Source organism: Tersicoccus solisilvae (genome assembly GCF_014643255.1).
Lineage (GTDB): Bacteria > Actinomycetota > Actinomycetes > Actinomycetales > Micrococcaceae > Tersicoccus > Tersicoccus solisilvae.
On record NZ_BMJI01000003.1, the window covers coordinates 170,779 to 197,007 of the forward strand.

Sequence of the window (26,229 nt, forward strand, 5' to 3'; positions counted from 1 at the left end):
CGTACAAGAAAGGATCGCCATGATCGCCGCCGTCATCATCGCGTGCGAGGTCGGATTCTGGGTCCTCATCGCGCTCGGGCTGATCGCCCGCTACCCCCTGCGGATGCGCCGGACAGGCACCGTCCTGCTCGCCGCGACACCCGTCGTCGACCTCGTCCTGCTCGCGGTCACGGTCATCGATCTGCGCGCCGGGGCGACCGCCGGTCTCCTCCACGGCCTTGCCGCCCTCTATCTCGGCTTCTCGATCGCGTACGGCCACCAGATGATCCGGTGGGCCGACCTCCGGTTCGCCCACCGCTTCGCCGGCGGCCCTCCCCCGCGCAAGCTGACCGGCCGCGTCTACGCGACGGAGTGCTGGAAGGACGTGGCCCGCACGGTCCTGGCCGCCGCCATCGCCTCCGGGTTGCTCGCGTTGCTGACGGCCCTCGTCGGCGACCCGAGCCGGACCGAGGCGCTGACCGGCCTGTACCGCATCCTCGGGATCGTCGTCGCCGTCGAGCTGATCTGGGCGGTCAGCTACACGATCTGGCCCCGGAAGGCTCCCGCCGTGGCGCCCCAGCAGTGATACTGGGGGCATGAGCAGCGTGCCCCCGTCCCCGTCCACGCCTCCCGAGGGTTCCCGGCCCGAGAACCGGCCCCCGCACGACGTCCCCCGCGGCGGTCAGAACCCGACGTCAGGCGGGCCGGGCCCGTACGGGAACCCGGGACAGGGTCATTACGGCAACCCGGGACAGGGTCAGTACGGGAACCCGGGCAACCCCGCAGCGGGCCCGTACGGGGGACCCGGGCGTCCCGCCGATGGGGAGGGCTACGGCTACGACCAGCAGGCCGGCCAGGGCCGGCCGGGACTGCAGGGCTACGGCGCGCCGTCGCAGGACCGCACCATGGCGGTCCTCACCCACATCATCCCGCTGGTGGCGATGTTCATCAGCGTCGGCTGGCTCGGCTTCGTCGGCCCGCTCGTCATCTGGTTCATCTACCGCGAGGGCAGCCCGTTCGTGCGCCGCACCGCGGCCGGCGCCTTCAACTTCACCGTGACGACGTGGCTCGCGAACCTGGCGGCGTGGATCTGCTTCTTCACGATCATCCTCATCCCGGTCGCCATCCTGCTGTGGGTCGCCGCCTTCGTGGTCGCGATCATCTTCCACATCCAGGGGGCCATCAAGGCCAACCGCGGCGAACTGTACGTCTACCCCCTGCAGATCCCCATCCTGCGCTGAGCCGGCGTCAGCCTGCCTCAGCCTGCGTCGACCACCTCGGCGGCGAAGAAGTCCCGCTCCAGCGCACACGCGCGCAGGAACGCGGCGGCCATCGCCTGCCGGGTCGGCTCGTCGGCGTCCGCGGCGGCGTCGTCGACGATGGCGCGGCAGGCGGCCGCCGCCTCCTGGAAGCCCGGGTCGTCGTAGGCCGCGAGCCAGGTCCCGTACGGGTGGGCGGCGTCGTCCCTGCCGCGCCGCTCCGTCCGGTGGGCCTCCAGGGCCCGGGACAGCGTCGCCGCGATCTCGGCGTAGAGCCAGTAGCAGGGCAGCACCGCGGCGGCTCCCACCTGCCAAGGCTCCCGCCCCGTGGCGGCGAGCAGGAAGTCGGTGTACCGCGCCGTGACCGGCCCGATCCCCGGGTCCCCGCCGTCGGCGTCGTCGTCGGTCCTGAGCCACTGCCGGTGCAGGATGGTCTCCTCGGTGGCGGCCGTGACCGCTCCGCGGGCGAAGAACGCGCGCACCGGCGCCGGCGCGGCCGAGGCCGCCAGCGACGACAGGGCCCGGCTGTACGCCTGCAGGTACTGCGCGTCCTGGGCCAGGTAGGCCCGGAAGCGGTCCTGCGGAAGGGTGCCGTCGGTGAGCCGGACGATGAACTCGAGTTCGTCGATCTCTTGCCGGACGACGGCGGACCGCTCCCACAGGTCATCGGTGAAGCGGCCGCGGGTTCCCGGCGAATCGGGTGCGGTGGCGGCGGCGACGTACGCGTCGACGGCGGCGTCGAGGTGGTGGCCGTGGTGGACGGGCCCGCTGCCCGAGCCCACGCGCAGCCCGTCGGCGGCGGCCAGCGCCCCCGTCAGCCAGCGCTTCGCGGCTCGCAACGAATACGGCCAGGCGCCGGTGCGCGCGTACAGGGTGGCCATCGCCGAGGACAGCGAGCAGCCGGTGCCGTGGGTGTTCCGGGTCGACACGCGCGGCTCGGCGACTTCGGCGAGCAGGCTCCCGTCGGGGGCGACGAGTGCGTCCGGGGTGCGCTCCCCGGGCAGATGGCCTCCCTTGACCAGGACGATGCTGCCCGTCGCGGCCGCGACCCGGCGGCCGGCGGCGAGGGCGGCGTCCCAGTCGTCCAGCGCCTCTCCCGGCCGGTGCGCCTCGCCCGGCGCCCCACCGCCGTCGAGGACGGCCAGTTCGGCCAGGTTCGGGGTGAGCAGGTCGGCGTGGGCGGCCGCGAGGGCGCGGACGGCGTCCTCGGCGCTCGCGTCGAGCAGCCGGTCCCCGCTGCTGGCGACCATCACCGGGTCCAGGATCACGGGGAATACTCGGCCCGCGTTCCGTTGGTCATCGAGCCACGCGCGCACGGTGGCGGCGACCTCGGCGGTGCCGAGCATGCCGATCTTGACGGCGTCGATGGTCACGTCGTCGGACACGGCGTCCAGCTGCTCGCGCAGGAACGACGCCGGAGGGGTGTGCACGCTGCGGACCCCGCGCGTGTTCTGGGCGACGAGGCAGGTGACGACGGCCATGCCGTACCCGCCGAACGCGGCGATGGACTTCAGGTCCGCCGGCACGCCGGCCCCACCCGTGGGGTCGGTCCCGGCGATGCTCAGCACGCGCACCGTCATCGGGTGCCTCCCGCGGCGGGCCGGGACTCGAAGGCCGCACGCAGCTGGCGCGCGGCGGCCTCGGGGTCGGGCGCGGCACAGATCGCCGACACGACGGCGAGGCCGGCGGCGCCGGCGTCCCGCAGGGCGGCCGCGTCATCGGTGGAGATCCCCCCGATGGCCACGGCCGGCAGCCCGCTACCGGCCGACAGTCGCGCGACGGCACGGCCGAACCCGTCGACGCCGAGCGGGGCCGGCGCGTCCGGCTTGGTCGCGGTAGCGTGCACCGCGCCGATGCCGAGGTAGTCCACCGTTCCCACGGGAAGGGTGGCGACGACGTCGAGCTCGTCCGCGGTCGAGGCGCTCAGCCCGAGCACCGCGTCGGGACCGATCAGTCGACGCACCGCGGTGACGGGCAGGTCGTCCTGGCCGACGTGGACACCGGCCACCGCGGCTCCGGCATCGCGGGCGGCGAGGAAGACGTCGACCCGGTCGTTGACCAGCACCGGGACCCGATCGCCGACGCGCTCGGCGACGGCCGTGACGAGGGCGAGGTACTCCCGGCCGGTGGCGTGCTTCTCCCGGACCTGCACGCACGTGACGCCGCCGGCGACCGCGGCGGCGACGACGTCGGGCACGCGGCGTGAGCCGCCGGGCCCGGCGGCCAGCGCGGTGTCGGTGACGAGGTAGAGCGTCAGCGCGGTCAGGTCGAACCGAGGTGTGGGGAGGGCCGTCATCGGGCGCTCGGGCTGAGGGCGGTCTCGCGCGTGATGCCGGTGTCGGCGGCGAACTCGTCGGGGCCGATCGCCGCAAGCCGGTCCAGCAGGGCGACCGCGAACGAGCCGGGACCGGTGCTGATCTCCGTGGCCTGACGGGCGGCGAGGGTGTAGTAGCCGGTCGCCAGCGCCGCGCAGACGGCGGGGCTGTCCTCCTGTCCGACGGCGAGGAACGCGGCGATCACCGCGCCGAGCGCGCAACCCCCACCCGTGACCTTCGTCAGCAGGGCGGCGTCGTGGTGGTTGCGGTAGTGCTCCGGTGCGCCGCCGTCGGCTCCCGCACCGCCGGGCGGCACGCCGAGGATCTCGTCGACCGCACCGGAAACGGCGACGGCCCCGCCGGTGCGGGTGACCAGCTCGATCGCGGCGGGGACGGCGTCGTCGGTCGTGTCCGTGCTGTCGACGCCGCGGCCGCCGCCGCTCTGCCCGGCCAGGGCCCGGACCTCGGAGGCGTTGCCACGGATGACGGTGGGCGCGAACTCGAGCAGGTCGGCGGCCAGGGCGGTGCGCACCGGCAGGGCGCCGACGGCGACCGGGTCCAGCACCCAGCGCCCGCCGACGGCCCGACGGCCGACCACCGCCTCCCGCATGGCGAGCCGCTGCTCGGGCGTGGGCGTGCCCAGATTGATCAGCAGGCCCGAGGCGATCCGCGCGAACGGCCCGGCCTCGCCGCCGATGTCGGTCATCGCCGGGGCGGCGCCGGCCGCGAGCAGCACGTTGGCCGTGTAATTGGTCACCACGCTGTTGGTCAGGCACTGGATCAGTGGCTGGTCCTGCCGGACCGCGTGCAGCAGCCGGCCGGCGCGCACCGGCAGGTCGACGGGGGACGGAACAGAGGAGAACGCGACGTCGTTCACGGCGACATCCCTTCGCTCGTACTGACGAGATCAGGTTCGACGGGTGTCATCTCAGCCCGGTGCGGGCACCCCGTGTCACTCGTGGCAGCGTATCAGCGCCGCGTCACTCCTTGCCCGGCCGCGCGATCTCCTCCGCGGACACGCCGACCCCGAGCACGGTGGGCGCCGCCGCCGGCTCCTGGCCGGCGGGGCGCGATGCAGCGCCGCCGGACGAGAACACGGCCGTCGGCTGCTGCTCCGAGCGGGCCGCCGTGTCCACGACCGTGATGGCCGCCGCGTCGCCGGCGCCGCTGCTGGCGGCGCGGCGGGACCGGCGCTTCGGCCGGGCCGGTTCGGCCGGGGCGCCGGTCCCGGTCTCGGCCGGGAACGCCGCCGCGTCGGTCGTCGACGCCGGCTCCGGTGTCGTGGGTGCTACCGGCGCGACCGTCGTCTCCTCGGGCTCCTCGCCGGTCCATTCCTCGGGCAGCTCGTCGTCGGCCGCGTCCGCGGCGCGCAGGGCGTTCTGCACGGCCGAGGCGACGGCGTCGTCCGACCGCCCGCCCGGCTGCTGACCGCCGACCGCGGCGTCGAAGGCCCGGTCGAGCGACTCGAGGGTCACCTCGCGGTCACCGCCGCGTGCCTGCTGGCCGTGCGGGACGGTGACCCGCTCGCCGTTGATGGTCAGGGCGACGTCCTCGTCGGCGTCGGACCGGTCCGCTCCGGTCGTGGGCGTCTGCGCGGCGTCGGTCTCCTCGCCGGAGCGCTTCTTCCGGCCACGTCCGCGCCGGCGCCGCTCGCGGCGGCTCGGCCGCGCGTCGTCCTCGCCGGGCGCGGTACCGGACTCCTGCGGTCCGGTCGTCGACGCCTCGGCGGCGTGCTCGCCGGCGGCCGGCTGCTCGCCGTCCTCGCCCGTCGGATGCAGGGCCTTGGCGATGTTGCCCATCGCGGCCCGCGCCTTCGCCGCGCGCTCGGCGGCCTCCGGATCCTGCTCGGGGGCCGGAGCGGGCGCCTGTTCGGGCGCGTGGTCCGACGCGCGCCGGCTGCGCTTCTTCTCGTTCTTCGGCGGGCGCTGCTCCTGGCGGGAGCCGTTGCCGCCGCCGTTGCCGTTCGCGCCGTTGCCCTGGCCACCACCGGTGGTGTGCCGGCGGTGCTCCACCGGCTCACCGTGGGTGATGATGCCGCGGCCCGCGCAGGCCTCGCAGGTCTCGGAGAAGACCTCGAGCAGGCCGGTGCCCATCCGCTTGCGGGTCATCTGGACCAGGCCCAGCGAGGTCACCTCGGCCACCTGGTGCTTGGTGCGGTCCCGGCCGAGGCACTCGACCAGCCGGCGGAGCACGAGGTCACGGTTCGCCTCGAGCACCATGTCGATGAAGTCGATGACGATGATGCCGCCGATGTCCCGCAGCCGAAGCTGCCGGACGATCTCCTCGGCCGCCTCGAGGTTGTTCTTGGTGACCGTCTCCTCGAGGTTGCCGCCGGAGCCGGTGAACCGGCCGGTGTTCACGTCGACGACGGTCATCGCCTCGGTGCGGTCGATGACGAGCGAGCCGCCCGAGGGCAGGAACACCTTGCGGTCCAGCGCCTTGGCGATCTGCTCGTCGATCCGCGACGCGGTGAACAGGTCCTCGTCCTTCTCCCACTTCTCCAGCCGGGACAGCAGGTCCGGGGCGACGTAGGTGACGTAGGCCTCGATCGTGTCCCAGGCGTGCTCGCCGGAGACGATGAGCTTGGAGAAGTCCTCGTTGAAGACGTCGCGGACGACCTTGATGGTCAGGTCCGGCTCCGCGTAGAGCATCTGCGGAGCGAGGGTCTTGGGCGCCTCGGCGGTCGCCTGGATGCCCTCCCACTGGGCGCGCAGCCGGTTGATGTCGTTGGTGAGCTCCTCCTCGGAGGCCCCCTCGGCGGCGGTGCGCACGATGACGCCGGCGCCCTCGGGCAGCCGGTCCTTGAGGATCTTCTTCAGCCGCGCCCGCTCGTTGTCCGGCAGCTTGCGGGAGATGCCCGTCATGGAGCCGCCGGGCACGTACACGAGGAAGCGGCCGGGCAGGGAGATCTGGCTGGTCAGCCGGGCGCCCTTGTGACCGATCGGGTCCTTGGTGACCTGCACGAGCACGGAGTCACCGGACTTCAGGGCCACCTCGATGCGGCGCGGCGTCCCCTCCAGACCGGGCGCGTTCCAGTTGACCTCACCGGCGTAGAGCACGGCGTTGCGGCCGCGCCCGATGTCGACGAACGCTGCCTCCATCGACGGCAGCACGTTCTGCACCTTGCCCAGGTACACGTTGCCGATCAGCGAGTCCTGCTGCGTCTTGGACACGAAGTGCTCGGCCAGGACGCCGTCCTCGAGCACGCCGATCTGGATCCGCTCCTCGACCTGCCGGACGATCATCTGCCGGTCGACGGACTCGCGGCGGGCCAGGAACTCGGCCTCGGTGATGCCGTGCCGGCGGCGTCCCGTCTCGCGGGACTCACGACGGCGCTGCCGCTTCGCCTCCAGCCGGGTGGAGCCCTTGACGGAAGTGACCTTGTTGGACGGCGCTTCCGTCCGGGAGCGCGGCGCGCGCACCCGGGTGACCGTGTTGGGCGGATCGTCGTCCTCGCCGCCGCTCAGCTCCAGATCGGAGTCCCCGCGACGACGGCGACGACGACGGCGTGAGGTGACGTCTCCCCCGTCTTCGTCCTTCGCGGCGGCGGAGGCCTCGTCGTCGCTCGCGCCGTCGGCCTTCTCGCCCTCGGTCTCGCTCTCCGACCCGCCACGACCACGGCCGCGTCCCCGGCGACCCCCGCGACGGCTGCGACCCCGGCCCTCACCGGCCTCGTCGTCGGTCTCCTCGTCGTCGTCCGCGTCGGACTCGGCGGCGGCCTGCACCGCCTGGGCCTTCCGGCTCTCCTCACGGGCGCGCACCTGCTCCTGGAGCTGATCCAGGTCCGGGGCGTGGAAGAGCAGCGACATCGGGGACTGCGCCGACATCATGCCGCGCAGCGGATCGGCCGGGACCTCGCCGGACGGCTCCTCGTCCTCGGCGGTCTTCTCGTCGTTCGCGCCCGCGGCGGCGGGCTGCTGCGGGGCGGCGTCCGGGCCGGTGGTCTCGGCGGGCTCCTCCGCGGCGGCCGACGCCACTTCGGCGCGCTCCTCGGCGGTGTCGGTCTCGGCGGTGGCCGCCTCCGCGGCGGCGGCCTTCTTCGTGCGGGACGCGGCGGTCCGGATGCGACCGGAGCGCGCGCGGGTGCGGGTGGCGGGCTTCGCGGTGTCATCGGCGGACGCGGTGTCGTCGGCGGCCTCGGTGTCGACGGCGGCCGCGGTGGCCGCGTTGCTCGCCGCTTCGGCGCGATCCTCGGCCGTGGTGGCCACGGGCGCCTGCACCGGCGTCTCGGCCGGGCTCGCCTGTTCCGCGGTCGCGACCTCGGCGCCGGTGGCGTCCGCCGTCGCGGCGGTGCGGCGGCTGCTGCGCCGACGCGCGGGCTTCTCGGCCGGCTGCTCGACCGGCTGCTCGGCTGGCTCCGAGGCCGTCTCGAGTTGCGTGTCGCTCGCCTCGGTGCTCGTCGACGCGGCGGCGGTGTTCTGGTCGACCGTTCCGGCCGCCTCGTCCCCGGCGGGGGTCGTCGTTGCCGGTGTCTGCTCCGGTTCCGTGACGGAACCAGCGTTGTCCATAGTCATATTCAGCTGTACTCCAGCCGCGGCACCCCGTCCACAACCGGCGCCCCGCGGCGACTTGACCGGCCTCACCGGGCGATTTCCCCGGCGGCCGGAAACTTGAGTTGTTCACCTGGGCGGTCGCGCCGCGAAAAGGGGCGTGGCCGCACGCTCAGGCCGTCAACGCTCGGGTGGCGGCGCGTGTGCACCGACGGGCGAAGGGCGGATACCGCTCGCCTCACCGTCGGGTCCGTCGCGTCCTGGCGACGTCGACACCGGTGTCCGTGACACCCGCGCCGGTTGCCACACCGACTGTTGCCGGACCGACCCGCCGTTGTGGACCGCGAGCCGATCGAAGGACATTCTCTCACACCGCGGCCCGGATCGGCGCGCGGGCCGGCCTCGCGGCGAGCGACGCATCCCGGCCGCGGGCCAGCCGGCTTCGCTACAATCGGCACCGCATCGCGCGCCCGAGCACCCGGTCGCGGCAGGCCCCCGCCGGTCTTCGCGCTCGACGTCCCCGGTCCGAGTCCCCCGTCAGTCAGGATCCTTCCCGTGAAGTCAGACCCCCGCACGCGACACGTCGCCGACCGCGCGCCCGACGACGTCGAGCCCGGCGGCGCGACGCGCGACGGTGTCGCCGAGCGCGAGCACGACCGGGACCTGCCCCGGCTCTACCGGCGGGTGCAGCTCGGCTGGATGTACATCGTCGGCGGCGTCATCGGTTTCCTCGCGGCCGGCGAACTCGTCCTCGAGGACGTCGCCCTGCTGAAGGACCCGAACCACGTCACCAGCTGCGACATCAATCCGCTGATCTCCTGTGGCACCGTGATGAAGTCGTGGCAGGCCCAGCTCTTCGGGTTCCCCAACCCGTTCATCGGCATCGTGGCGTTCGGCATCATCATCACCGTCGGCGTGTCCCTGCTGGCCGGGGCGCGGTTCGCCCGCTGGTACTGGTTGACGCTGAACGCCGGCATCGCCCTGGGCTTCCTCTTCTGCGTGTGGCTGTGGTCCCAGGCCGTGTACGACATCGGCGCGCTGTGCATCTACTGCATGATCGTGTGGGCCGTGATGATCGTCCTGCTCGTGCACACGACCGTGCGCAACATCAGTCACGGCGTCATCCCGGCCTCCCCGAAGGTCGCGGCGATCGCCCAGGACGCCGCCTGGCCCGTCGCCGTCCTGCTGGCGATCGGCGTCGTCGTCTCGATCTTCCTGCGGTTCGCGGGGATCTTCATCCGCTGACGAGGCGTTCACCTACGCCAACTCGTCAATAGATGTTCACCGGGCCCGGAAACCCGGCCGGATGGAACATCTATTGACGAGCTGGCGAGGAAGGGTTCAGCCGAACCAGATGCCGAGCTCACGCTCGGCCGACTCCGGCGAGTCCGAGCCGTGGACGAGATTCTGCTGCACCTTCAGCCCCCAGTCGCGGCCGAAATCGCCGCGGATGGTGCCCGGCGCCGCGGTCGTCGGGTCGGTGGCGCCGGCGAGGGACCGGAAGCCGGCGATGACGCCCTGCCCCTCGACCGTCGCGGCGACGATCGGGCCGGACAGCATGAACTCGACGAGCGGCTCGTAGAAGGGCTTGCCGACGTGCTCCTCGTAGTGCTGCTCGAGCATCGCCCGGTCGGCATCGACGAGTTTGAGGCCGGTGAGCGTGTAGCCCTTGGCCTCGATCCGGGCGAGGATGGCGCCGGTCAGGCCGCGGGCGACGCCGTCGGGCTTGACCAGGACGAGGGTGCGTTCGGTGCTCACGGTGCGCGTTCTCCTTGGCTGGGGTGACGGAAGTCCGCTGATCAGCCTATCGGGCGGTGCCCGGCCGTTCACGCCCGCCACCGGTTCCCCCGCGGACCGGGCGGTGCCATGCTGGACGCGTCAGCCGCCCCACCGGAACCGAGGCAGTCATGGTCGTCACCATCACGACGGCGCCGATGTCCCTCGGCGAGCTGCTCGCCGTGGTGCACGGGGAGCAGGTGCGGCTCGCCCCCGACGCCCTCGACCGGATCGCCGCCGCCCGCGCCGTCGTCGATGACGTCCTGGGCACCGGCGCGGCCGTCTACGGCCTGACCACCCGGGTCGGGCACAGCCGCGACGTGCGGGTGTCCGCCGACGAGGTGGCCCGGCAGCAGGAGTGGCTGATCCGCTCGCACGCCGGCGGGTTCGGGCCCCCGTTGCCGGCGCCGCGGGTCCGGGCCGCCATCGCCGTGCGCCTGAACGGCATCGCGCGCGGCGGCTCCGGGGCCAGCCCGGCCGCCGCGCAGACGCTCGCCGCGATGCTCAACGCCGGCGTGCACCCGGTCATCCCCCGCACCTCCTCGGTGGGCGCCGGGGATCTCGGCCAGCTCGCCTACGTCGCGCAGGTCGCGGTGGGCCTGGGCCGGGCCGAGCTCGACGGCGTGGAGCTGGACGGCGGTGAGGCGCTGCGCCGGGCCGGCATCGCCCCGCTCCGGCTCGAGGGCAAGGACGGGCTCGCGCTGATCTCCTCCAACGCCGTCTCCCTCGGCGCGGCCGCGCTCGTCGTCGAGCACGCCGAGCGGACCGTTCCCGCCGCCGACACCGCCGTCGCCCTGTCCCTGGAGGCGACCGACGGCAATCCGTCCATCGCCCTGCCCGTCGTCGCCGCGGCCAAGCCCTACCCCGGGCAGGTCGCCGCGGCCGCGCGGCTGCGCGCCGAGCTGGCCGGGAGCCGGCTGCTGGACCCCGACGGGCCGCACTCGGTGCAGGACGCGCTGTCCTTCCGCGTCAGCCCACAGGTGCACGGGGCGCTACGGGACCAGCTGGCGGCCGTCACCGCGGCCGTCGAGGTGGAACTGAACGCCGCCGCCGACAATCCCCTCGTCGATCTGGCGACCCGGACGATGGTCAGCACGGGCAACTTCCACCCGATGGTCGTGGCGATCGGGTTCGACGCGCTGCGGATCGCCGTCGCCCACGTGGGCCAGCTCAGCGACCGCCGGATGAGCCACCTGTGGGACGCGGCCATGACCGTGCTGGCGGCCGGCGGGCCGCCACCCGCCGCCGCGGCGCCCGGTCTGCAGCTGCGCTACCCGGCGGCCGCCGCCGTGGCCGCCCTCAAGCAGCTCGCGGCGCCCGCCACCCTGGACGCCCCGCCGCTGGACCTCGGCACGGAGGACCACGCCACCTCGGCGCCCCTCTCCGTCGACAAGGCCGAGGAGGCGCTCGGCCTGCTGGACGACCTGCTCGCCATCGAGGTGCTGCTGGCCCGCGACGTGCTGGCCGTCACCGGGCCGCCGCGACGCCTCGGGGCGGGCGCGACGGCCGTCCTGCGCCTGGCCGACGAGGCGGCGGGCGGGCAGGCCGCCACCCCGGCCGCCGTCCACGCGGCCCTGCGGTTACGCTTCCCGGGCTGAATGTCTCTGAGCGGTCGACCCTGAGCGGTCGACGCGGGTCACTCCGGCAGCGGGTGCTCCCGGGCCCACCGGTCCTGTTCGGCCGCCCGCTGCCGGTTCTCCCGGTCCACCCGCCCCCCGGCGCGCAACCCGTACCACCAGGCCGCCACGCACAGGGCACCGACGAGGAACATCATCGGCACGAAGAACCCGGTGGCGAGCACGAGCACCTGCAGCGCCCAGCCGGCGGCGTAGCCCCAGCGGCGGGTCAGCACGGCGCACACCGCGACCAGCAGCACGGACAGGAGCAACCCGACGGAGAGCACCGCGGGCTTCGGCAGGTCCTTGAGCAGCCCGAAGCCGACCAGGGTGGCGAAGAAGACGATGAAGGCCTCGACGAGCAGCACCGTCGAGGCGAACATGACCTTGGTCGAGCGCTGCTTCTTCTTCGGGGTGGACCGGCCCGAACCGGCCCCGTCGGTCGCGGGATCGGTCGACGTCATGGCGTCTCCTCTCGGGCGCCCAGCAGGATGCGGGCCTCGGCGATCAGGGTGATGGACCCGGTGACGAGGACCAGCCCGTCGAACTGCTGCGGGTCGTCGGCGAGCTGGATCGCGGCGGCGACCGCGTTGTCCAGGGACTCCTCGACCATCACCGCCTCGTCCGCGAACCAGGTCTGCGCCATCTCGGCCAGCTCGGTCGGCTCGATCGCCCGCGGCGAGGACGAGCGGGTGACGACGAGGGTGACCGGCATGTCCGCGAACGCCTCGCGCAGCGCCTCGAGTATGCCCTCGGCGTCCTTCTCCGCCAGCACGCCGAGCACGACGACGGCGCGGGAGAAGGCGAACGCCTCCCGCAGGGCCGCCACGGTCACGGCGACGCCGGCCGGGTTGTGGGCGGCGTCGACCACGACGGGCGGGTCGGTCCGGACCGTCTCCAGCCGGCCCGGGGAGCGGACGGCGGCGAAGCCCTCGCGCACGAGCTCGACGTTCAGCTCCTTCTCCCCCGCCCCGAGGAACGCCTCGACGGCGGCGACGGCGACGGCCGCGTTCTCCGCCTGATGGGCGCCGTGCAGGGGCAGCACGAGGTCCTCGTACCGCGCCGCCAGGCCGTCGATGGTCAGCTGCTGCCCGCCGACGGCGACGTTGCGGGACTCGACGCCGAACTCGATGCCCTCGAACCGGTACTGGGCGCCGACCTCCTGGGCCTTGTCCAGCAGCACCTCGGCCGCCTCGACCGGCTGGGCGGCGGAGACGAGGAAGCCGCCGCGCTTGATGATGCCCGACTTGTTCTCGGCGATCTCCTCGATCGTGTCGCCGAGCATGTCGGTGTGGTCCAGGGAGATGGGCGTGATGACGCTGACGGCGCCGTCGGCGACGTTGGTCGCGTCCCAGGTGCCGCCGATGCCGACCTCGAGCACGACGACGTCCACCGGGGCGTCCGCGAACACCGCGAAGGCGAGGATGGTCACGCACTCGAAGTAGGTGAGCCGGGGTTGCCCGTCGTCGGTCAGCTCCCGGTCCACCAGCTCGAGGTACGGGCGGATCTCGTCCCAGACCCGCACGAAGGTCGCGTCCGGGACCGGCGTGCCGTCGATGCTGATCCGTTCGGTCACCGAGGTCAGGTGCGGGCTGGTGTAGCGGCCGGTGCGGATGTCGTGGGCCAGCAGCACGGACTCGATGATCCGCGCCGTGGACGTCTTGCCGTTGGTGCCGGTGACGTGGATGACGGGCGCGGCGCGGTGCGGGTCGCCGAGGATCTCGACGGCGCGGCGCAGCGGCTCGAGCCGGGGCTCCATCCTGTTCTCCGGCGCCCGGGCGAGCAGTTCCGCGTACACGCTGGCAACGGAGAACTCGTCGGGCACGCTCGTGTCCTGGTCGCCGGGCAGCGCCGACCCGGTGTCCGAGTCGTCGACGGCGAAGGGGTCGCCGACGACGTCGGCGTCCTCGGTGTCGAGCAGATCCCGCAACTCCTCGGCGTCCTGCTCCTCCGGGGTCAGGTCGTCGTCGTGATCGTGGTGGTCGTGGTGGTCGCTCATCGCTGGGCCCCCTCGTTCTGGACGGCCGACTTCTGGACCGTGACCGCGGTGTCCCCGCCCTCGACCAGGTCGAGCGCCGTCGTCAGGGTCTCGCCCGTGACCAGGTCCTCGTTGTCCCGCAGGGCCGCCAGCAACGCGGCCGGGCCGGTGACGCGGGTGCGGATCCGGTCGCTGATGTCCAGGTCGGCGTCGCGCCGGGCCTGCTGAATCGTGCGGATCGTGTCGCGGGCGACCCCCTCGGCCTCCAGCTCCGGGGTCACCGCCGTGTCGAGGACGACGAAGCCTCCGCCGGGCAGGACGGCCACCGCGGCGCTGGCATCACCGTCGCTGCTCACCACCGTCTGGAGCGTGTACTCGCCGGACTGCAGCTCGACACCGCCGGCGACGACGGTCTGCTCGCCGTCGGTCCCGTCCGTGACGCTCCAGTCGCCGGACTTGGCGGCCTTGATCACGGCCTGCACGCCCTTGCCGAGGCGCGGGCCGGCAGCACGGGCGTTGACGGAGAGCTGCTGGCTCACGCCGAACTGCCCCGCGTCGGCGGTGGCCGCGTCGACCAGGCGGACGTCCTTGAGGTTGAGCTCGTCCGCGATGATGCGCGCGAAGGTACCGGTCAGTGCCTCGGCGTGCGGGGTGACGACGGTCATGCCCGCCAGCGGCAACCGGACGCGCAGGTTGGCGGCCTTGCGCAGGCTCGAGCCGGTGGAGCAGATCCGGCGGGTCGCGTCCATCGCGGCGAGCAGCGACTCGTCGGCGGGGAACTCGGCGGCGTCGGGCCAGTCCGTCAGGTGCACGGACCGGCCACCGGTCAGGCCGCGCCAGATCTCCTCGCCGATCAGCGGCAGCAACGGCGCGGCGACCCGGGTGACGGTCTCCAGGCACGTGTACAGCACGTCGAACGCGGCGGTGTCCTCGTCGAAGAACCGCTCGCGGGATCGGCGGATGTACCAGTTGGTGAGCACGTCCAGGTAGTCCCGCAGCGCGTCGCATGCGTCGGAGACCTCGTAGGCGTCCAGGGCGGTGGTCACGTCGCGGACCAGGGTGCCGGTGGTCGCCAGCAGATAGCGGTCCAGCACGTCGGTGGCCTCGGTGCGCCGCTGCGCCTCGTAGCCCTGACCGTTCTCAGCCGCATTGGCATACAGCGCGAAGAAGTGCCAGGCGTTCCACAGCGGCAGCAGCACGGCGCGGACGCCGTCGCGGATGCCCTGCTCGGTGACGATCAGGTTGCCGCCGCGCAGGATCGGCGAGGACATCAGGAACCAGCGCATCGCGTCCGAGCCGTCGCGGTCGAGCACCTCGGAGACGTCCGGGTAGTTCCGCAGCGACTTGGACATCTTCTGCCCGTCCGAGCCGAGCACGATGCCGTGGCTGATCACGTTGCGGAACGTGGGCCGGTCGAACAGCGCGGTGGCGAGGATGTGCAGCGTGTAGAACCAGCCGCGGGTCTGCCCGATGTACTCGACGATGAAGTCGGCCGGGTTGTGGTGGTCGAACCAGTCCTGGTTCTCGAACGGGTAGTGCACCTGGGCGTACGGCATCGACCCGGAGTCGAACCAGACGTCGAGCACGTCCTCCACGCGCCGCATCACGGACTGGCCCTCCTCGGGCGTGCGCGGATCGTCCGGGTTGGGACGGGTCAGCTCGTCGATGAACGGGCGGTGCAGGTCCACCTCGCCGGCGTGGTTGCGGGGCAGGACCCCGAAGTCGGCCTCCAGCTCGGCGAGCGAGCCGTAGACGTCGGTGCGCGGGTAGGCGGGGTCGGTGGACTGCCACACCGGGATGGGGCTGCCCCAGTACCGGTTGCGAGAGATCGACCAGTCGCGGGCGTTGGCCAGCCACGTGCCGAACTGGCCGTCCTTGACGTTCCCGGGGATCCAGGTGATCTGCTGGTTCAGCTCGACCATCCGCGCCTTGATCTTCGTGACCTCGACGAACCAGGACGAGACCGCCTTGTAGATCAGCGGGTTCCGGCAGCGCCAGCAGTGCGGGTAGGAGTGCTCGAAGCTGGCCTCGCGGACCAGGCGGCCCGAGGCGGCCAGGTTGCGGATGATGGTGCGGTTGGCGTCGAAGACCTGCAGGCCGGCGATGCCCGCGAGCTCAGTGCCATCAACGAAGCTCGGCATGAAGCGAGCGCTCTCATCAACCGATAACCTCACGGGAATACCCGCGGCATCGCAAACACGTTGGTCGTCCTCGCCGTAAGCCGGGGCCTGATGAACGATGCCGGTGCCGTCGGTCGTGGTCACATAGGCATCGACGAGCACTTGGTATGCGTTGGCTTGCGCGCGGAACCATGGGAAAGGCTGCGGGCGCTCATTGACAGGATTCTCCTCGACGAACTCGACTTCGCCGCGCAACTTGTCCGCGATGCTTCGCCAAAGAGGTTCATAGCGTAGGCCGCCAAGCTCGTTTCCGCTGTAACGCGATTCCACTGCTTGCAGTGCGCTTGCTTCATCCACATAACCAAGGTCGCCCGCATACTTGCTGACGAGACTCTCAGCAAGCATGAAACGTTCTTGACTCGACTTGCCATTGAAAGCAGCGGGCAAGACGACATAACGCACATCCGGTCCGACTGCCAGTGCAGCATTGGTCGGCAGCGTCCACGGCGTCGTGGTCCAGGCGAGCAGCCGGACGCCGGCCAGGGCCTCGTCGAGCGCGTGGCCGGAGGCGACGACGGGGAACGCGACAGTGACCGACGGGTCCTGGCGCATCTGGTAGACGTCGTCGTCCATGCGCAGCTCGTGGTTGGACAGCGGCGTCTCGTCGTGCCAGCAGTACGGCAGGACGCGGAAGCCGGAGTAGGTGAGCCCCTTCTCGTGCAGCGTCTTGAACGCCCAGAGCACGGACTCCATGTACTCGACGTTCAGCGTCTTGTAGTCGTGGTCGAAATCGACCCAGCGGGCCTGCCGGGTGACGTAGTCCTGCCACTCGTGGGTGTACTTCAGGACCGAGGCGCGGCAGGCGTCGTTGAACCTGTCGATGCCCATGGCCTCGATCTCGGCCTTGTCCGTCATGCCGAGCTGCTTCATCGCCTCGAGCTCGGCGGGCAGGCCGTGGGTGTCCCAGCCGAACCGGCGTTCGACCCGCTTGCCGCGCTGCGTCTGGTAGCGCCCGACCAGGTCCTTGACGTACCCGGTGAGCAGGTGGCCGTAGTGGGGCAGGCCGTTGGCGAACGGGGGGCCGTCGTAGAAGACGAATTCGTTGTCGCCGTCGTTGCCGGCGGGCCGATTCTCGATGGACGCGGCGAACGTGCCGTCCTGGTCCCAGTACCTCAGGACCAGTTCCTCGATCGCCGGGAAGCTCGGGCTCGCGGACGCGTTCTGGCCGGCGGCAGCGCCGCGGACGGAGGCCTTGGGGTACACGGGTGACATCCTCATCTGCGCTCGCACGGGTGTTGCTCTCTCGTGCGAGGACGCCCGTGCCGGCTCCTGCCGGTCCGCGAGCGCGGTACCACCTCACTTGCCGGCCGCTCCGGTTGCCCGGGGCCGCCGGCCTCTCGTGTGTCGCTGTGACGGGCGCACCCGTCCGGTTCTACTGGGCGTGCTGCTCGCTGGCCGCGCGCTGTTCTTCCGGAAGCTCGCCGGTGATGGCCGGGTCGATGCTGATGCGCCCAGTCTAGCGCGACGACGGGCTCGCACCTTCTCGGGCCGACCCTGGTCACGCCGGCGAACATCGCCGATGTGCTGGCCGCGGCGGCCGGAAACGACCGAACGGCGATTCTCGACCGAGCCGTGGGCCTCAGCGATGCCGGGTGTACCGGGTGACGGCCGTGTAGTCCTTGGCGGGGCCGGTGACGTCCCACGTCTCGGTCCACGCGTCGTCGTCCTCCGCGGTCAGGGTGACGAGGTAGGTGTCGGGCGCGCACGGGTGGTTCCCCTCGGCGTGGCCGCTGCCGAAGTCCAGGCGGAGGTACTCGCGGCCGTCGGCGAAGCGGATCAGCACGCGGGCGTCGCCCTCGTCGTGCCAGGTCAGACGGCGTTCGACGGCGGCCGGCGGCTGGCCGTCCCCGGTGAGGCTCCCAGTCTCGGCGTAGGCGATGGTGCTCTCCTCGCTCGTGGCGCCGAACACCGCGGACCCGGTGACCGTGTACACGCGGCCGGCACGCCGGTCGTCGAGCCGGCGTTCGAAGGACCAGGCACCTGCGAGGTAGCGCAGCGGCTCGGTCATGCCCGAACGGCGTCGTCGGTCGTGGTCCGGGCGGTAGCCGCCTTGCTGTGAGGTCGTCACGGCGTCAGCGTATCGACCGGCGCGGTGGCCCCAGCGGGCAGGCCGGCGCGAGCGCACAGCAGCACCCCGGTCCCGCCGTCGTCGAAGGTCGTGGTGTGGAAACGCGGCCCGCGAGCGACGTCGACGAAGCCCAGAGGCCGGCGTGCAGGGCGAGCGACGCCTCGTTGCCGGCGTTCACGACGCACCAGGCCCGGTCCGCCCGCTCGCGCATCCACGCCATCCGCCGCTGCGTCAGGGCCGTCGCGATGCCGCGCCGCCGCCACGGCTCGGCCACGCTGACGCCGCCCAGGTAGTGGCCGGCGGGCGCGGGCGGATCGTCGCGCCGCCAGTGGTGGGTCTTCGCCCAGCCCACGACGTCGCCGTCGGCCTCGGCGACCAGCACCAGCCGGTCCGGGTCCGCGATCGCCTCGTCCACGGACGCGATCGTGCCGCCGCGGAGCAGGGGCGCGATCCGGGGCAGGTCCTCGGGCTCGGCGCAGCGGATCAGCACGTGGCCAGTCTGCCGCACCCGGGACACCGCTGAGCCGGTCATCCGCCACGCGCCGCCAAGGCCCGGCGCACCGTCAGCACCGCGGCGTCGGGGTTGGCCAGCACCCAGCGAGCCGGGATGCGCACGGTGGGGATGCCGAGTTCCATCAGGGCGTTCCAGCGACGCCGGTCCTCCTCGAACTCGATCGGCCCGGAGTGGAAGGCACGCCCGTCGATCTCGCAGACGAGTCCCTCGACCATCCCGTCGACGTGGCCGACCCCCTCGATCCGGACCTGGGGACGCATCGTCAGCCCGACGTCCTCGAGAGCGAGACGGGCGAGGGTCTCGGGAAGGGACTGGCTGGTGTCCCTGATGCGCGCGATCGAGGCCCGGATCCGTCGGTCCCGCTGGCCGGGGAAGGCGGCGGTGAGGTCCTCGACGGTGATGCGCTGCTGTACGACCGCGCTCTCGGCTGCGACGATCGCCTCCCGGGGCGGTGCACAGCGGAAGGCGATGACGAGCGCGTCCAGGACGTCCGCGACCTGCTCGTGTGGATCACGCGTGCCGCGATGCAGGATCACCCCGGGAATCGGCGGCCCGTCGCCACGAACGACGTGGGGTGGGAACGGCTGGTGCCACACCCACAGGCCCTGAGCGTGGCAGGCGGACAGGCACGTCAGCGTGGTGAAGCGCCGGGCGGCGTGCACCACGTCGCGCTCGGCGGACGCCGCCGCGTAGACGCCGCGAGCGCACCGCACCAGCATCCGGCGCCGATCAGACGTCGCAGTTCCCGGGGACCCACGCCGAGTGATCGCAGGTCGCGCGCCCGGATCACGCCCCAGTGCCGCGCCAGGTGGATCTCCAGTGCTCCCATACCGCGAGCCTGCTCGTTTCGGGCTCGGCGGCGGTCGCGCGGGTGCGCGGGTGTGCATCGGTGCACCTGCGCGACTGCCGGTGGAGGGAGAAGCTGGGCTGGTCGACGGTTCGGGGTGGCGCGCAATCCTGGGTGGCGCGGCGATGGAACCGCTACACCGAGTGAGGCAGATGTGACTGCTGTTACACCCTCACCGTCACTCGCGCCACTTCCGTCACACTCGCTGTAGCCATCGCACCGGTCAGGCCAAGGGGCCGTACTCCACACCGCCGTCGAGAGATCGTCGTCGTGGCCATACCGCCCCCACCACTCGCCGGAGTCGTCGTGGCCGCCCTCCTCAGCCGGGCGCCGAGCGGTGCAACCGCTCCATCGAGTGATGCGAATGTGACTGCTGTGGCGGAAGGACGGTCACAGCCGCCACTTCCGTCACACTCGCTGTAGCCGTTGCACCGGCCAGGGAAGCACACGGTGCACCCACAGCGCACCGGTCCCACCCGGTCCGGAGGAGTACCGCCACCGTGAAAGAATCGAGACCATGGCTGAACTCCGTGAGGGCATAGACGCGCCCGCAACCGTCACCGTCCCCGACAAGCCCGCCCTCGAGGGCCTCGAGGAGAAGCACGCCGCCCGGTGGCGGCAGCACGGCACCTACCGATTCGTCGAGGGCACCACCCGCGAGCAGGTCTACTCCATCGACACCCCGCCGCCGACCGCCTCGGGGTCGCTGCACGTCGGTCACATGTTCTCCTACACGCAGACCGACGTGCTGGCCAGGTATCAGCGGATGATCGGCAAGAACGTGTTCTACCCGATGGGCTGGGACGACAACGGCCTGCCCACCGAGCGGCGCGTGCAGAACTACTTCGGTGTCCGCTGCGACCCGTCCCTGCCGTACGATGCCGGCTTCGAGCCACCCGCCACCCCGCCGAAGAACGAGCGGGACTTCGTCGCCGTCTCCCGGCGCACCTTCATCGAGCTGTGCGAGCGGCTCGCGGTCGAGGACGAGAAGGTCTTCGAGGACCTCTTCACCCGGCTCGGCCTCTCCGTGGACTGGACCCGCACGTACCGCACCATCGACGACACTTCGCGGGCCGTCTCCCAGCGCGCCTTCCTGCGGAATCTGGCCAACGATGACGCCTTCCTGGCCGAGGCGCCCACCCTGTGGGACGTCACCTTCCGCACCGCCGTCGCCCAGGCCGAACTGGAGGACCGCGAGCGGCCCGGCGCCTACCACCGGATCGCCTTCCACCGCACGGACGGCTCCGGCCCCGTCTACATCGAGTCGACCCGCCCTGAGCTGATCCCGGCGTGCGTGGCGCTGGTGGCCCACCCCGACGACGAGCGCTACCGGCCGCTGTTCGGCCAGACGGTCACCTCTCCCCTGTTCGGCGTCGAGGTGCCGATCGTCGCGCACGAGCTGGCCAAGCCGGACAAGGGCTCCGGCATCGCCATGATCTGCACCTTCGGCGATCTCACGGACGTCACCTGGTGGCGCGAGCTGAACCTGCCGACCCGCCCGGTCGTGGGCCGGGACGGCCGGATCATCGCCGACGCCCCCGAGTGGATCACCACCGACGCGGGCCGGGAGGCCTACGCGCAGGTGGCGACCAAGACGACGTTCAGCGCACGGGAAGTGGTGGCGCAGCTGCTGGCCGAGTCCGGTGACCTGGACGGCGAGCCGCGGAAGACCACCCACCCGGTGAACTTCTACGAGAAGGGTGACAAGCCGCTCGAGGTCGTCACGAGCCGTCAGTGGTACATCCGCAACGGCGGGCGGGACGCGGATCGGCGGCAGCGGCTGATCGAGCGCGGCCGGGAGCTGGAGTGGCACCCGGCGTTCATGCGCGCCCGTTACGAAAACTGGATCGACGGGCTCAACGGCGACTGGCTGGTCTCGCGCCAGCGCTACTTCGGCGTCCCGATCCCGGTCTGGTACCGGCTCGACGAGTCCGGCGAGCCGGACTACGAGCACCCGATCGTGCCCGACGACGCGGCCCTGCCGGTCGACCCGGCCGCGGAGCCGGCGCCCGGTTTCGAGGAGGCGGCGCGGAACACGCCCGGCGGGTTCACCGGTGACCCGGATGTGCTCGACACGTGGGCGACGTCCTCACTGACACCGCAGATCGTGGGCGGCTGGAGCCGCGACGAGGACCTGTTCGCCACGGTCTTCCCGTTCGACCTGCGTCCGCAAGGCCACGACATCATCCGGACCTGGCTGTTCTCCTCCGTGGTGCGGGCCGACGCCGTGAACGGCGCCGCGCCGTGGAAGCACGCCGCGCTGTCGGGCTGGATCCTGGACCCGGACCGGAAGAAGATGTCCAAGTCGAAGGGCAACGTCGTCGTGCCGACCGACGTGCTCGAGCAGTTCGGCTCCGACGCCGTGCGCTACTGGGCTGCCTCGGCACGGCTCGGTGGCGACACCGCCTACGACATCGGCCAGATGAAGATCGGCCGGCGACTGGCGATCAAGCTGCTCAACGCGTCGAAGTTCGTGCTCAACCTCGGGGCCACCGAGGAGTCCGTGCTCGACGAGGACAACGCACACCTGCTCACGCAGCCCCTGGACGCGGCGCTGCTCGCCTCACTCGACGCCGTGATCGCGCAGGCGACGGAGGCGTTCGCGGCCTACGACTACGCCCGGGCACTGCAGATCACCGAGACGTTCTTCTGGACGTTCACGGACGACTACGTCGAACTGATCAAGGACCGCGCCTACGGCACGGCCGGCGAGGCGGAACAAGCCTCGGTGCTCGTGGCGCTGGCCACCACGCTGGACGCGCTGCTGCGCCTGTTCGCCCCGTTCATCCCGTTCGCCACCGAGGAGGTCTGGTCCTGGTGGCGCGGCGGCTCGGTGCACCGGGCGGCGTGGCCGACGGTGACGGGGTTCGACGGCGACACCGGCATCCTCCCGACGCTCGGCGTCGCCCTCTCGGGAGTGCGGAAGGCCAAGTCCGAGGCGAAGGTCAAGCAGCGGACCGAGGTGCTCTCCGCGTCGATCTCCGGTACCGCGGAGGCCGTCGAACGGCTCCGCGCCGGCCTGGGCGACCTGAAGGCGGCGGGCAACGTCAGCGACCTGACCCTGACGGTGTCGGACCGCACCGACGGCACCGCGCTGACGGTGGACGACATCGTGCTGGCCCCGAGCGAGAACATCGCCGGCTGAGCCCCGCTCACGCACGAGCGGGCGCCCCCCTCCCCCGCCAGGTCGTCAATAGATGTTCGATCCGGGCCGATTCCGGCCGCTTTCGTGCATCTATTGACGACCTGGCGTGGGGGCGCGCGGGGGCCGCGCGTGAGGGCGCGGGGGGGGACTCGACGTCAGGAGGCCTGCGGGTCCTCCGTGCGAGAGCGCTTGAGCTCGAAGAAAGAGGGGAAGCCGGCCAGCGTGACGGTCGCGTCCCACAGGGTACCGGCCTCCTCGCCGCGCGGGATCCGGGTGATCACCGGGCCGAAGAAGGCCGTGCCGTTGAACGCGACCACCGGCGTGCCGACGTCCTGGCCGACGCGGGTGATGCCGTCCTCGTGGCTGGCGCGCAGCTGCTCGTCGTAGGTCTCCTGCGTCGCGTATTCCGCCAGGTCGGCCGGCAGCCCGGCCTCGTCCAGCGCCAGACGGATCGCCTCGGTGTAGTCCTCGACCTTGTTCACGTGCAGCTGGGTGCCGAGCGCGTCGTAAAGGCGTTTGACGGCGTCCTGGCCGTGCAGTTCACCGGCGGCGGTGACGACCCGGACCGGACCCCACCCGCGCTGGAGCATCTCGCGGTAGCTCTCGGGCAGGTCCTCCTTGCCCTCGTTCAACACGGACAGGCTCATCACGTGCCAGGTGACCGCGATGTCGCGGACGGACTGCACCTCCTCGATCCAGCGGGAGGTCGCCCACGCGAAGGGGCAGATCGGGTCGAACCAGAAGTCGGCGGTGTTGGCCATGGGAATCTCCTTCGTGGGGGGGGTACGTGCGTAAGAGGCCAGCTCGTCAATAGGTGTTCCAGATCGACCGGAATTCAGCCGGATCGAACATCTATTGACGAGCTGGCGGGGGCGGAGGGGTACGTGCGAGGTCAGTCCAGTTGCGGGGCTTCGGTGCGGGACCGCTTGAGTTCGAAGAAGGCGGGGAACGACGCGAGGGTCACGGTGGCGTCCCACAGGGCGCCGGCCTCCTCGGCGCGCGGGACGCGGGTGATCACCGGGCCGAAGAACGCGGTGCCGTTGAACGCCACGATCGGCGTGCCGACGTCCTGGCCCACCCGGGCGATGCCGTCCTCGTGACTGGCGCGGATCACGGCGTCGTACGCGTCGGACTCCCCCGCCGCGGCCAGATCGGCCGGCAGCCCGGCCTCGGCCAGGGATCGCACGATCACGTCGGGCAGGTCCTGGTTGTCGCGGTGATGGATCTGCGTGCCCATCGCGTCGTACAGCGCCTTGACGGCGTCGTCCCCGTGCTGCTGGGCGGCGGCGACGATGACGCGCAACGGCGCGAGCTCGTCCGTGCGGCCGTAGTGGTGGTTCTCCGGGTTGTCCTCGTTGAGCATCACCAGGCTCATCGGGTGCCAGTGGACGGCGATGTCCCGCACCTGGGCGACCTCGAGGATCCACCGAGAGGTGGCCCACGCGAACGGGCAGAGCGGGTCGAACCAGAAATCGGCGGTGCTGGTGGCCATGCGGAACTCCTTCGTCTCGACGTCGAGCACAACCGAGCCGGCCGGATGGTTGTTCCGGCCGGCTCGGTGGTGCGACGGTGCGATGCTGCGTCAGCGGTCGCGATTCACCGGCGTGTAGGTGTCGGGCCCTTCGCGGTGGTTGATCACGACGCCCTTGAAGAGCTTGTCCTGCCACGCCTGGAACCAACCGCTCGTGCTGTCGAAGAGCGGGGACAACCAGAACAGCAGGCCCATGATGCCACTGGTCAGGGTGCTGGTGCCCCAGACGAGCAGGCCCCGCAGGAAGATCGGGCCCCAGCCCAGCGGCTGCCCCGTCTCCTGGCTGACGAGCCGCAGCCCGAAGATGGCGTTGCCGATGGACTTGCCGCGGGTGGCCAGCCACCACCACAGGAGGACCCCGACGATGATGAACAGGACGGCCATGATGGCGAACGACGCCGCGACGCTGCCCAGCACCGCGTTCGTCGCCTCCGGCGTCAGTTCGCTGCGCGTGCGGGTGCCGGACGCGTTGGTGGTCCGGCGGTACGCACTGCTGGGCAGACCGGCCAGCGTCGCGAACAGCGGGATGAACGAGAGCCCGCCCAGCACGCCGAAGATGACGCCCAGGATGAGGTTGTCCACGAAGGCGGCGCCGATCTGCAGGCCCGCGCCGGTCGGCCTGGCGCCCTCGACACCCGGGTAGGGGTTGCGGGCGAGGTAGCCGCCCTGCGGGTAGCCGTAGCCGGGACCGGGCTGGCCGGCGGCCGGGTAGCCTCCGGGCTGGCCCGGCTGGCCGCCCTGCTGGCCGTACGACGGCGACGAGCCGTACCCCGGCTGGCCGCCCTGCTGGCCGTACGACGGCGACGAGCCGTACGCCGGCTGGCCGTACCCCTGCTGACCCTGACGCGGGTCCGGGCCCGGTTGCCCCTGCTGCCCGAGGCCCGGCTGCTGCGGCTCGTTCGGCCTGCGCCACGGGTCGTTGGCGTCCCCGTTGGTCGGCGTGCTCATGGTGTCCCCTCTGCTCGGCGGTCATGTCACACGTGGTGTGCGGTGATGATCGGTTCTCCGGCGCACCGGTGCGGCGCGCGGATGCTGCCAGCCTAGCGAGACGGGCGCACTGTGGCGGGGAGGTCCGGGCGGGGACCGACCCGGGGCCGCGTCAGGCGGACTTGCGTCGCTTGGTCGCCGAGTGCGGCACCAGCGTCGGCTCCGCCTTCTTCTGCACGACGTCGGCCGTGATGACCGCGCTGGCGATGTCCTCGCGGCTGGGCAGGTCGAACATCACCGGCAGGAGGATCTCCTCCATGATGGCGCGCAGCCCGCGGGCGCCGGTGCCGCGGTCGAGCGCGAGGTCGGCAATCGCTTCCAGCGCCCCGTCCTCCACGACCAGCTCCACGCCGTCGAGCTGGAACATCTTCTGGTACTGCTTGATCAGCGCGTTCTTCGGCTCGGTGAGGATCTGGATCAGGGCCGGCTTGTCCAGGTTGGAGACCGTCGTGATGACGGGCAGCCGGCCGATGAACTCGGGGATCAGCCCGAACTTGAGCAGGTCCTCCGGCATGACGTCGGCGAACGCGTCCGGCTTGGCGGTGATCTCCTGCAGCGGGGCGCCGAACCCGATGCCCTTGCGGCCGGACCGGTTGCCGATGATGTCCTCCAGGCCCGCGAACGCGCCCGCGACGATGAACAGGACGTTCGTCGTGTCGATCTGGATGAACTCCTGGTGCGGGTGCTTCCGGCCGCCCTGCGGCGGGACGGAGGCGACCGTGCCCTCGAGGATCTTCAGCAGCGCCTGCTGCACGCCCTCCCCGGACACGTCCCGGGTGATGGAGGGGTTCTCGCTCTTGCGCGAGATCTTGTCGATCTCGTCGATGTAGATGATGCCCTGCTCGGCCTTCTTGACGTCGTAGTCCGCGGCCTGGATGAGCTTGAGCAGGATGTTCTCGACGTCCTCGCCGACGTAGCCCGCCTCGGTCAGGGCGGTGGCGTCCGCGGCGGCGAACGGCACGTTCAGCCGCTTTGCCAGGGTCTGCGCCAGGTAGGTCTTGCCGCAGCCGGTGGGGCCGATCAGCAGGATGTTCGACTTGGCGATGTCGACGTCCTCGGCGGACTCCCCGAACCGGGAGGCGCTGCCGGACTGGATCCGCTTGTAGTGGTTGTACACGGCGACGGCGAGGGAGCGCTTCGCGGGCTCCTGGCCGATCACGTACTCCTGCAGGAAGTCGAAGATCTCCTTCGGCTTGGGCAGTTCGAAGCTGCCCAGGTCCGCGACCTCGGCCAGCTCCTCCTCGATGATCTCGTTGCAGAGCTCGATGCACTCGTCGCAGATGTAGACGCCCGGGCCCGCGATCAACTTGCGGACCTGCTTCTGGCTCTTGCCACAGAAAGAACACTTCAGGAGGTCTGTGCTCTCACCGATGCGAGCCATGTGCGTCGAACCCTTCACGCTGGTGCGATGGACGGCTGCCGCGCCTGCGACGGCCGGGACCGTCCGAGAAACGGCGGACGGGGAACGGGACCGGAGCGCCGACAGCTGACTTCAGCTTAGGGCACCGGACCCACCGTCGTGGAACAGGCGACGCCCGCGTCGT

21 protein-coding genes and 1 riboswitch are annotated in these 26,229 nt (G+C 71.8%); of the genes, 5 read left to right on the forward strand and 16 right to left on the reverse strand.

The genetic code is table 11. The annotated features are described in order from the left end of the window. Positions 1-19: 19 nt before the first annotated feature. Together IEX22_RS04900 and IEX22_RS04905 are read left to right on the forward strand one after the other, a co-directional pair. On the forward strand, positions 20-565 hold the full coding sequence (locus IEX22_RS04900; RefSeq protein ID WP_188666988.1) for a hypothetical protein: 546 nt from the start codon (positions 20-22) through the stop codon (positions 563-565). A gap of 10 nt (positions 566-575) precedes the next feature. After that, positions 576-1,220 carry a DUF4870 domain-containing protein gene (locus IEX22_RS04905; protein ID WP_188666990.1) on the forward strand — a complete coding sequence of 215 codons (645 nt, stop codon included), beginning with the start codon at positions 576-578 and terminating at the stop codon, positions 1,218-1,220. A 17-nt stretch (positions 1,221-1,237) separates the two neighbouring features. On the opposite strand, the gene IEX22_RS04910 is transcribed toward IEX22_RS04905, so the two are convergent. The 4 genes from IEX22_RS04910 to IEX22_RS04925 form a co-directional block, all read right to left on the reverse strand. Further along, positions 1,238-2,818: a bifunctional hydroxymethylpyrimidine kinase/phosphomethylpyrimidine kinase gene (locus IEX22_RS04910; RefSeq protein ID WP_188666992.1), complete on the reverse strand. Its 1,581-nt coding sequence runs from the start codon at positions 2,816-2,818 to the stop codon at positions 1,238-1,240. Next, positions 2,815-3,534 carry a thiamine phosphate synthase gene (thiE, locus tag IEX22_RS04915; RefSeq protein WP_188666994.1) on the reverse strand — a complete coding sequence of 240 codons (720 nt, stop codon included), beginning with the start codon at positions 3,532-3,534 and terminating at the stop codon, positions 2,815-2,817. Before thiE ends, IEX22_RS04910 begins: the two co-directional genes overlap by 4 nt. Beyond that, positions 3,531-4,430: a hydroxyethylthiazole kinase gene (thiM, locus tag IEX22_RS04920; protein WP_188666996.1), complete on the reverse strand. Its 900-nt coding sequence runs from the start codon at positions 4,428-4,430 to the stop codon at positions 3,531-3,533. Before thiM ends, thiE begins: the two co-directional genes overlap by 4 nt. Further along, positions 4,421-4,513, reverse strand: a riboswitch (TPP riboswitch). (Overlaps the previous gene by 10 nt.) 20 nt (positions 4,514-4,533) lie before the next feature. Then, positions 4,534-8,061, reverse strand: coding sequence for an Rne/Rng family ribonuclease (locus IEX22_RS04925; RefSeq protein ID WP_438816592.1), 3,528 nt, complete (start codon positions 8,059-8,061; stop codon positions 4,534-4,536). A gap of 537 nt (positions 8,062-8,598) precedes the next feature. On the opposite strand from IEX22_RS04925, the gene IEX22_RS04930 reads away from it, so the two are divergent. Then, the gene (locus IEX22_RS04930; protein WP_229659777.1) at positions 8,599-9,288 is read left to right on the forward strand and encodes a vitamin K epoxide reductase family protein; all 690 of its coding nucleotides are present in this window, start codon (positions 8,599-8,601) and stop codon (positions 9,286-9,288) included. Between the two features lie 96 nt (positions 9,289-9,384). On the opposite strand, the gene ndk is transcribed toward IEX22_RS04930, so the two are convergent. Then, a complete protein-coding gene (gene ndk / locus IEX22_RS04935) occupies positions 9,385-9,801 on the reverse strand; it encodes a nucleoside-diphosphate kinase (RefSeq protein WP_188666999.1) in 417 nt (138 codons plus the stop codon). 149 nt (positions 9,802-9,950) lie between these two features. Here ndk and IEX22_RS04940 point away from each other — a divergent pair, with 149 nt between their 5' ends. Further along, positions 9,951-11,417, forward strand: coding sequence for an aromatic amino acid ammonia-lyase (locus IEX22_RS04940; RefSeq protein WP_188667002.1), 1,467 nt, complete (start codon positions 9,951-9,953; stop codon positions 11,415-11,417). A gap of 38 nt (positions 11,418-11,455) precedes the next feature. On the opposite strand, the gene IEX22_RS04945 is transcribed toward IEX22_RS04940, so the two are convergent. The 7 genes from IEX22_RS04945 to IEX22_RS16525 all read right to left on the reverse strand — a co-directional run bounded on the left by IEX22_RS04945 (position 11,456) and on the right by IEX22_RS16525 (position 19,004). Next, positions 11,456-11,899 carry a DUF4233 domain-containing protein gene (locus tag IEX22_RS04945; protein ID WP_188667003.1) on the reverse strand — a complete coding sequence of 148 codons (444 nt, stop codon included), beginning with the start codon at positions 11,897-11,899 and terminating at the stop codon, positions 11,456-11,458. Beyond that, positions 11,896-13,260 carry a bifunctional folylpolyglutamate synthase/dihydrofolate synthase gene (locus IEX22_RS04950; RefSeq protein WP_188667101.1) on the reverse strand — a complete coding sequence of 455 codons (1,365 nt, stop codon included), beginning with the start codon at positions 13,258-13,260 and terminating at the stop codon, positions 11,896-11,898. Before IEX22_RS04950 ends, IEX22_RS04945 begins: the two co-directional genes overlap by 4 nt. Positions 13,261-13,430: 170 nt before the next feature. Further along, positions 13,431-16,805, reverse strand: a complete 3,375-nt coding sequence (ileS, locus tag IEX22_RS04955) for an isoleucine--tRNA ligase (RefSeq protein WP_438816593.1) — start codon at positions 16,803-16,805, stop codon at positions 13,431-13,433. A 367-nt stretch (positions 16,806-17,172) separates the two neighbouring features. Continuing rightward, a complete protein-coding gene (locus IEX22_RS04960) occupies positions 17,173-17,661 on the reverse strand; it encodes a DUF6314 family protein (protein WP_188667008.1) in 489 nt (162 codons plus the stop codon). 4 nt (positions 17,662-17,665) lie between these two features. Beyond that, positions 17,666-18,151 carry a GNAT family N-acetyltransferase gene (locus tag IEX22_RS04965; protein ID WP_229659778.1) on the reverse strand — a complete coding sequence of 162 codons (486 nt, stop codon included), beginning with the start codon at positions 18,149-18,151 and terminating at the stop codon, positions 17,666-17,668. Positions 18,152-18,189: 38 nt separating this feature from the next. Further along, positions 18,190-18,894 (reverse strand): endonuclease domain-containing protein, encoded by a 705-nt coding sequence (locus IEX22_RS04970; RefSeq protein WP_188667010.1) that lies wholly within the window; start codon positions 18,892-18,894, stop codon positions 18,190-18,192. After that, positions 18,807-19,004 (reverse strand): type IV toxin-antitoxin system AbiEi family antitoxin domain-containing protein, encoded by a 198-nt coding sequence (locus tag IEX22_RS16525; RefSeq protein WP_438816589.1) that lies wholly within the window; start codon positions 19,002-19,004, stop codon positions 18,807-18,809. Before IEX22_RS16525 ends, IEX22_RS04970 begins: the two co-directional genes overlap by 88 nt. Before the next feature lie 535 nt (positions 19,005-19,539). On the opposite strand from IEX22_RS16525, the gene valS reads away from it, so the two are divergent. Continuing rightward, positions 19,540-22,167, forward strand: a complete 2,628-nt coding sequence (gene valS, locus IEX22_RS04975; protein WP_188667012.1) for a valine--tRNA ligase — start codon at positions 19,540-19,542, stop codon at positions 22,165-22,167. 155 nt (positions 22,168-22,322) lie between these two features. On the opposite strand, the gene IEX22_RS04980 is transcribed toward valS, so the two are convergent. The 4 genes from IEX22_RS04980 to clpX form a co-directional block, all read right to left on the reverse strand. Then, positions 22,323-22,928: a mycothiol-dependent nitroreductase Rv2466c family protein gene (locus tag IEX22_RS04980; RefSeq protein WP_188667019.1), complete on the reverse strand. Its 606-nt coding sequence runs from the start codon at positions 22,926-22,928 to the stop codon at positions 22,323-22,325. A 131-nt stretch (positions 22,929-23,059) separates the two neighbouring features. After that, positions 23,060-23,659 (reverse strand): mycothiol-dependent nitroreductase Rv2466c family protein, encoded by a 600-nt coding sequence (locus IEX22_RS04985; RefSeq protein WP_188667022.1) that lies wholly within the window; start codon positions 23,657-23,659, stop codon positions 23,060-23,062. A gap of 90 nt (positions 23,660-23,749) precedes the next feature. Next, positions 23,750-24,646, reverse strand: a complete 897-nt coding sequence (locus IEX22_RS04990; protein ID WP_188667023.1) for an RDD family protein — start codon at positions 24,644-24,646, stop codon at positions 23,750-23,752. 151 nt (positions 24,647-24,797) lie between these two features. Next, positions 24,798-26,066, reverse strand: coding sequence for an ATP-dependent Clp protease ATP-binding subunit ClpX (clpX, locus tag IEX22_RS04995; RefSeq protein WP_188667025.1), 1,269 nt, complete (start codon positions 26,064-26,066; stop codon positions 24,798-24,800). Positions 26,067-26,229: the final 163 nt, after the last annotated feature.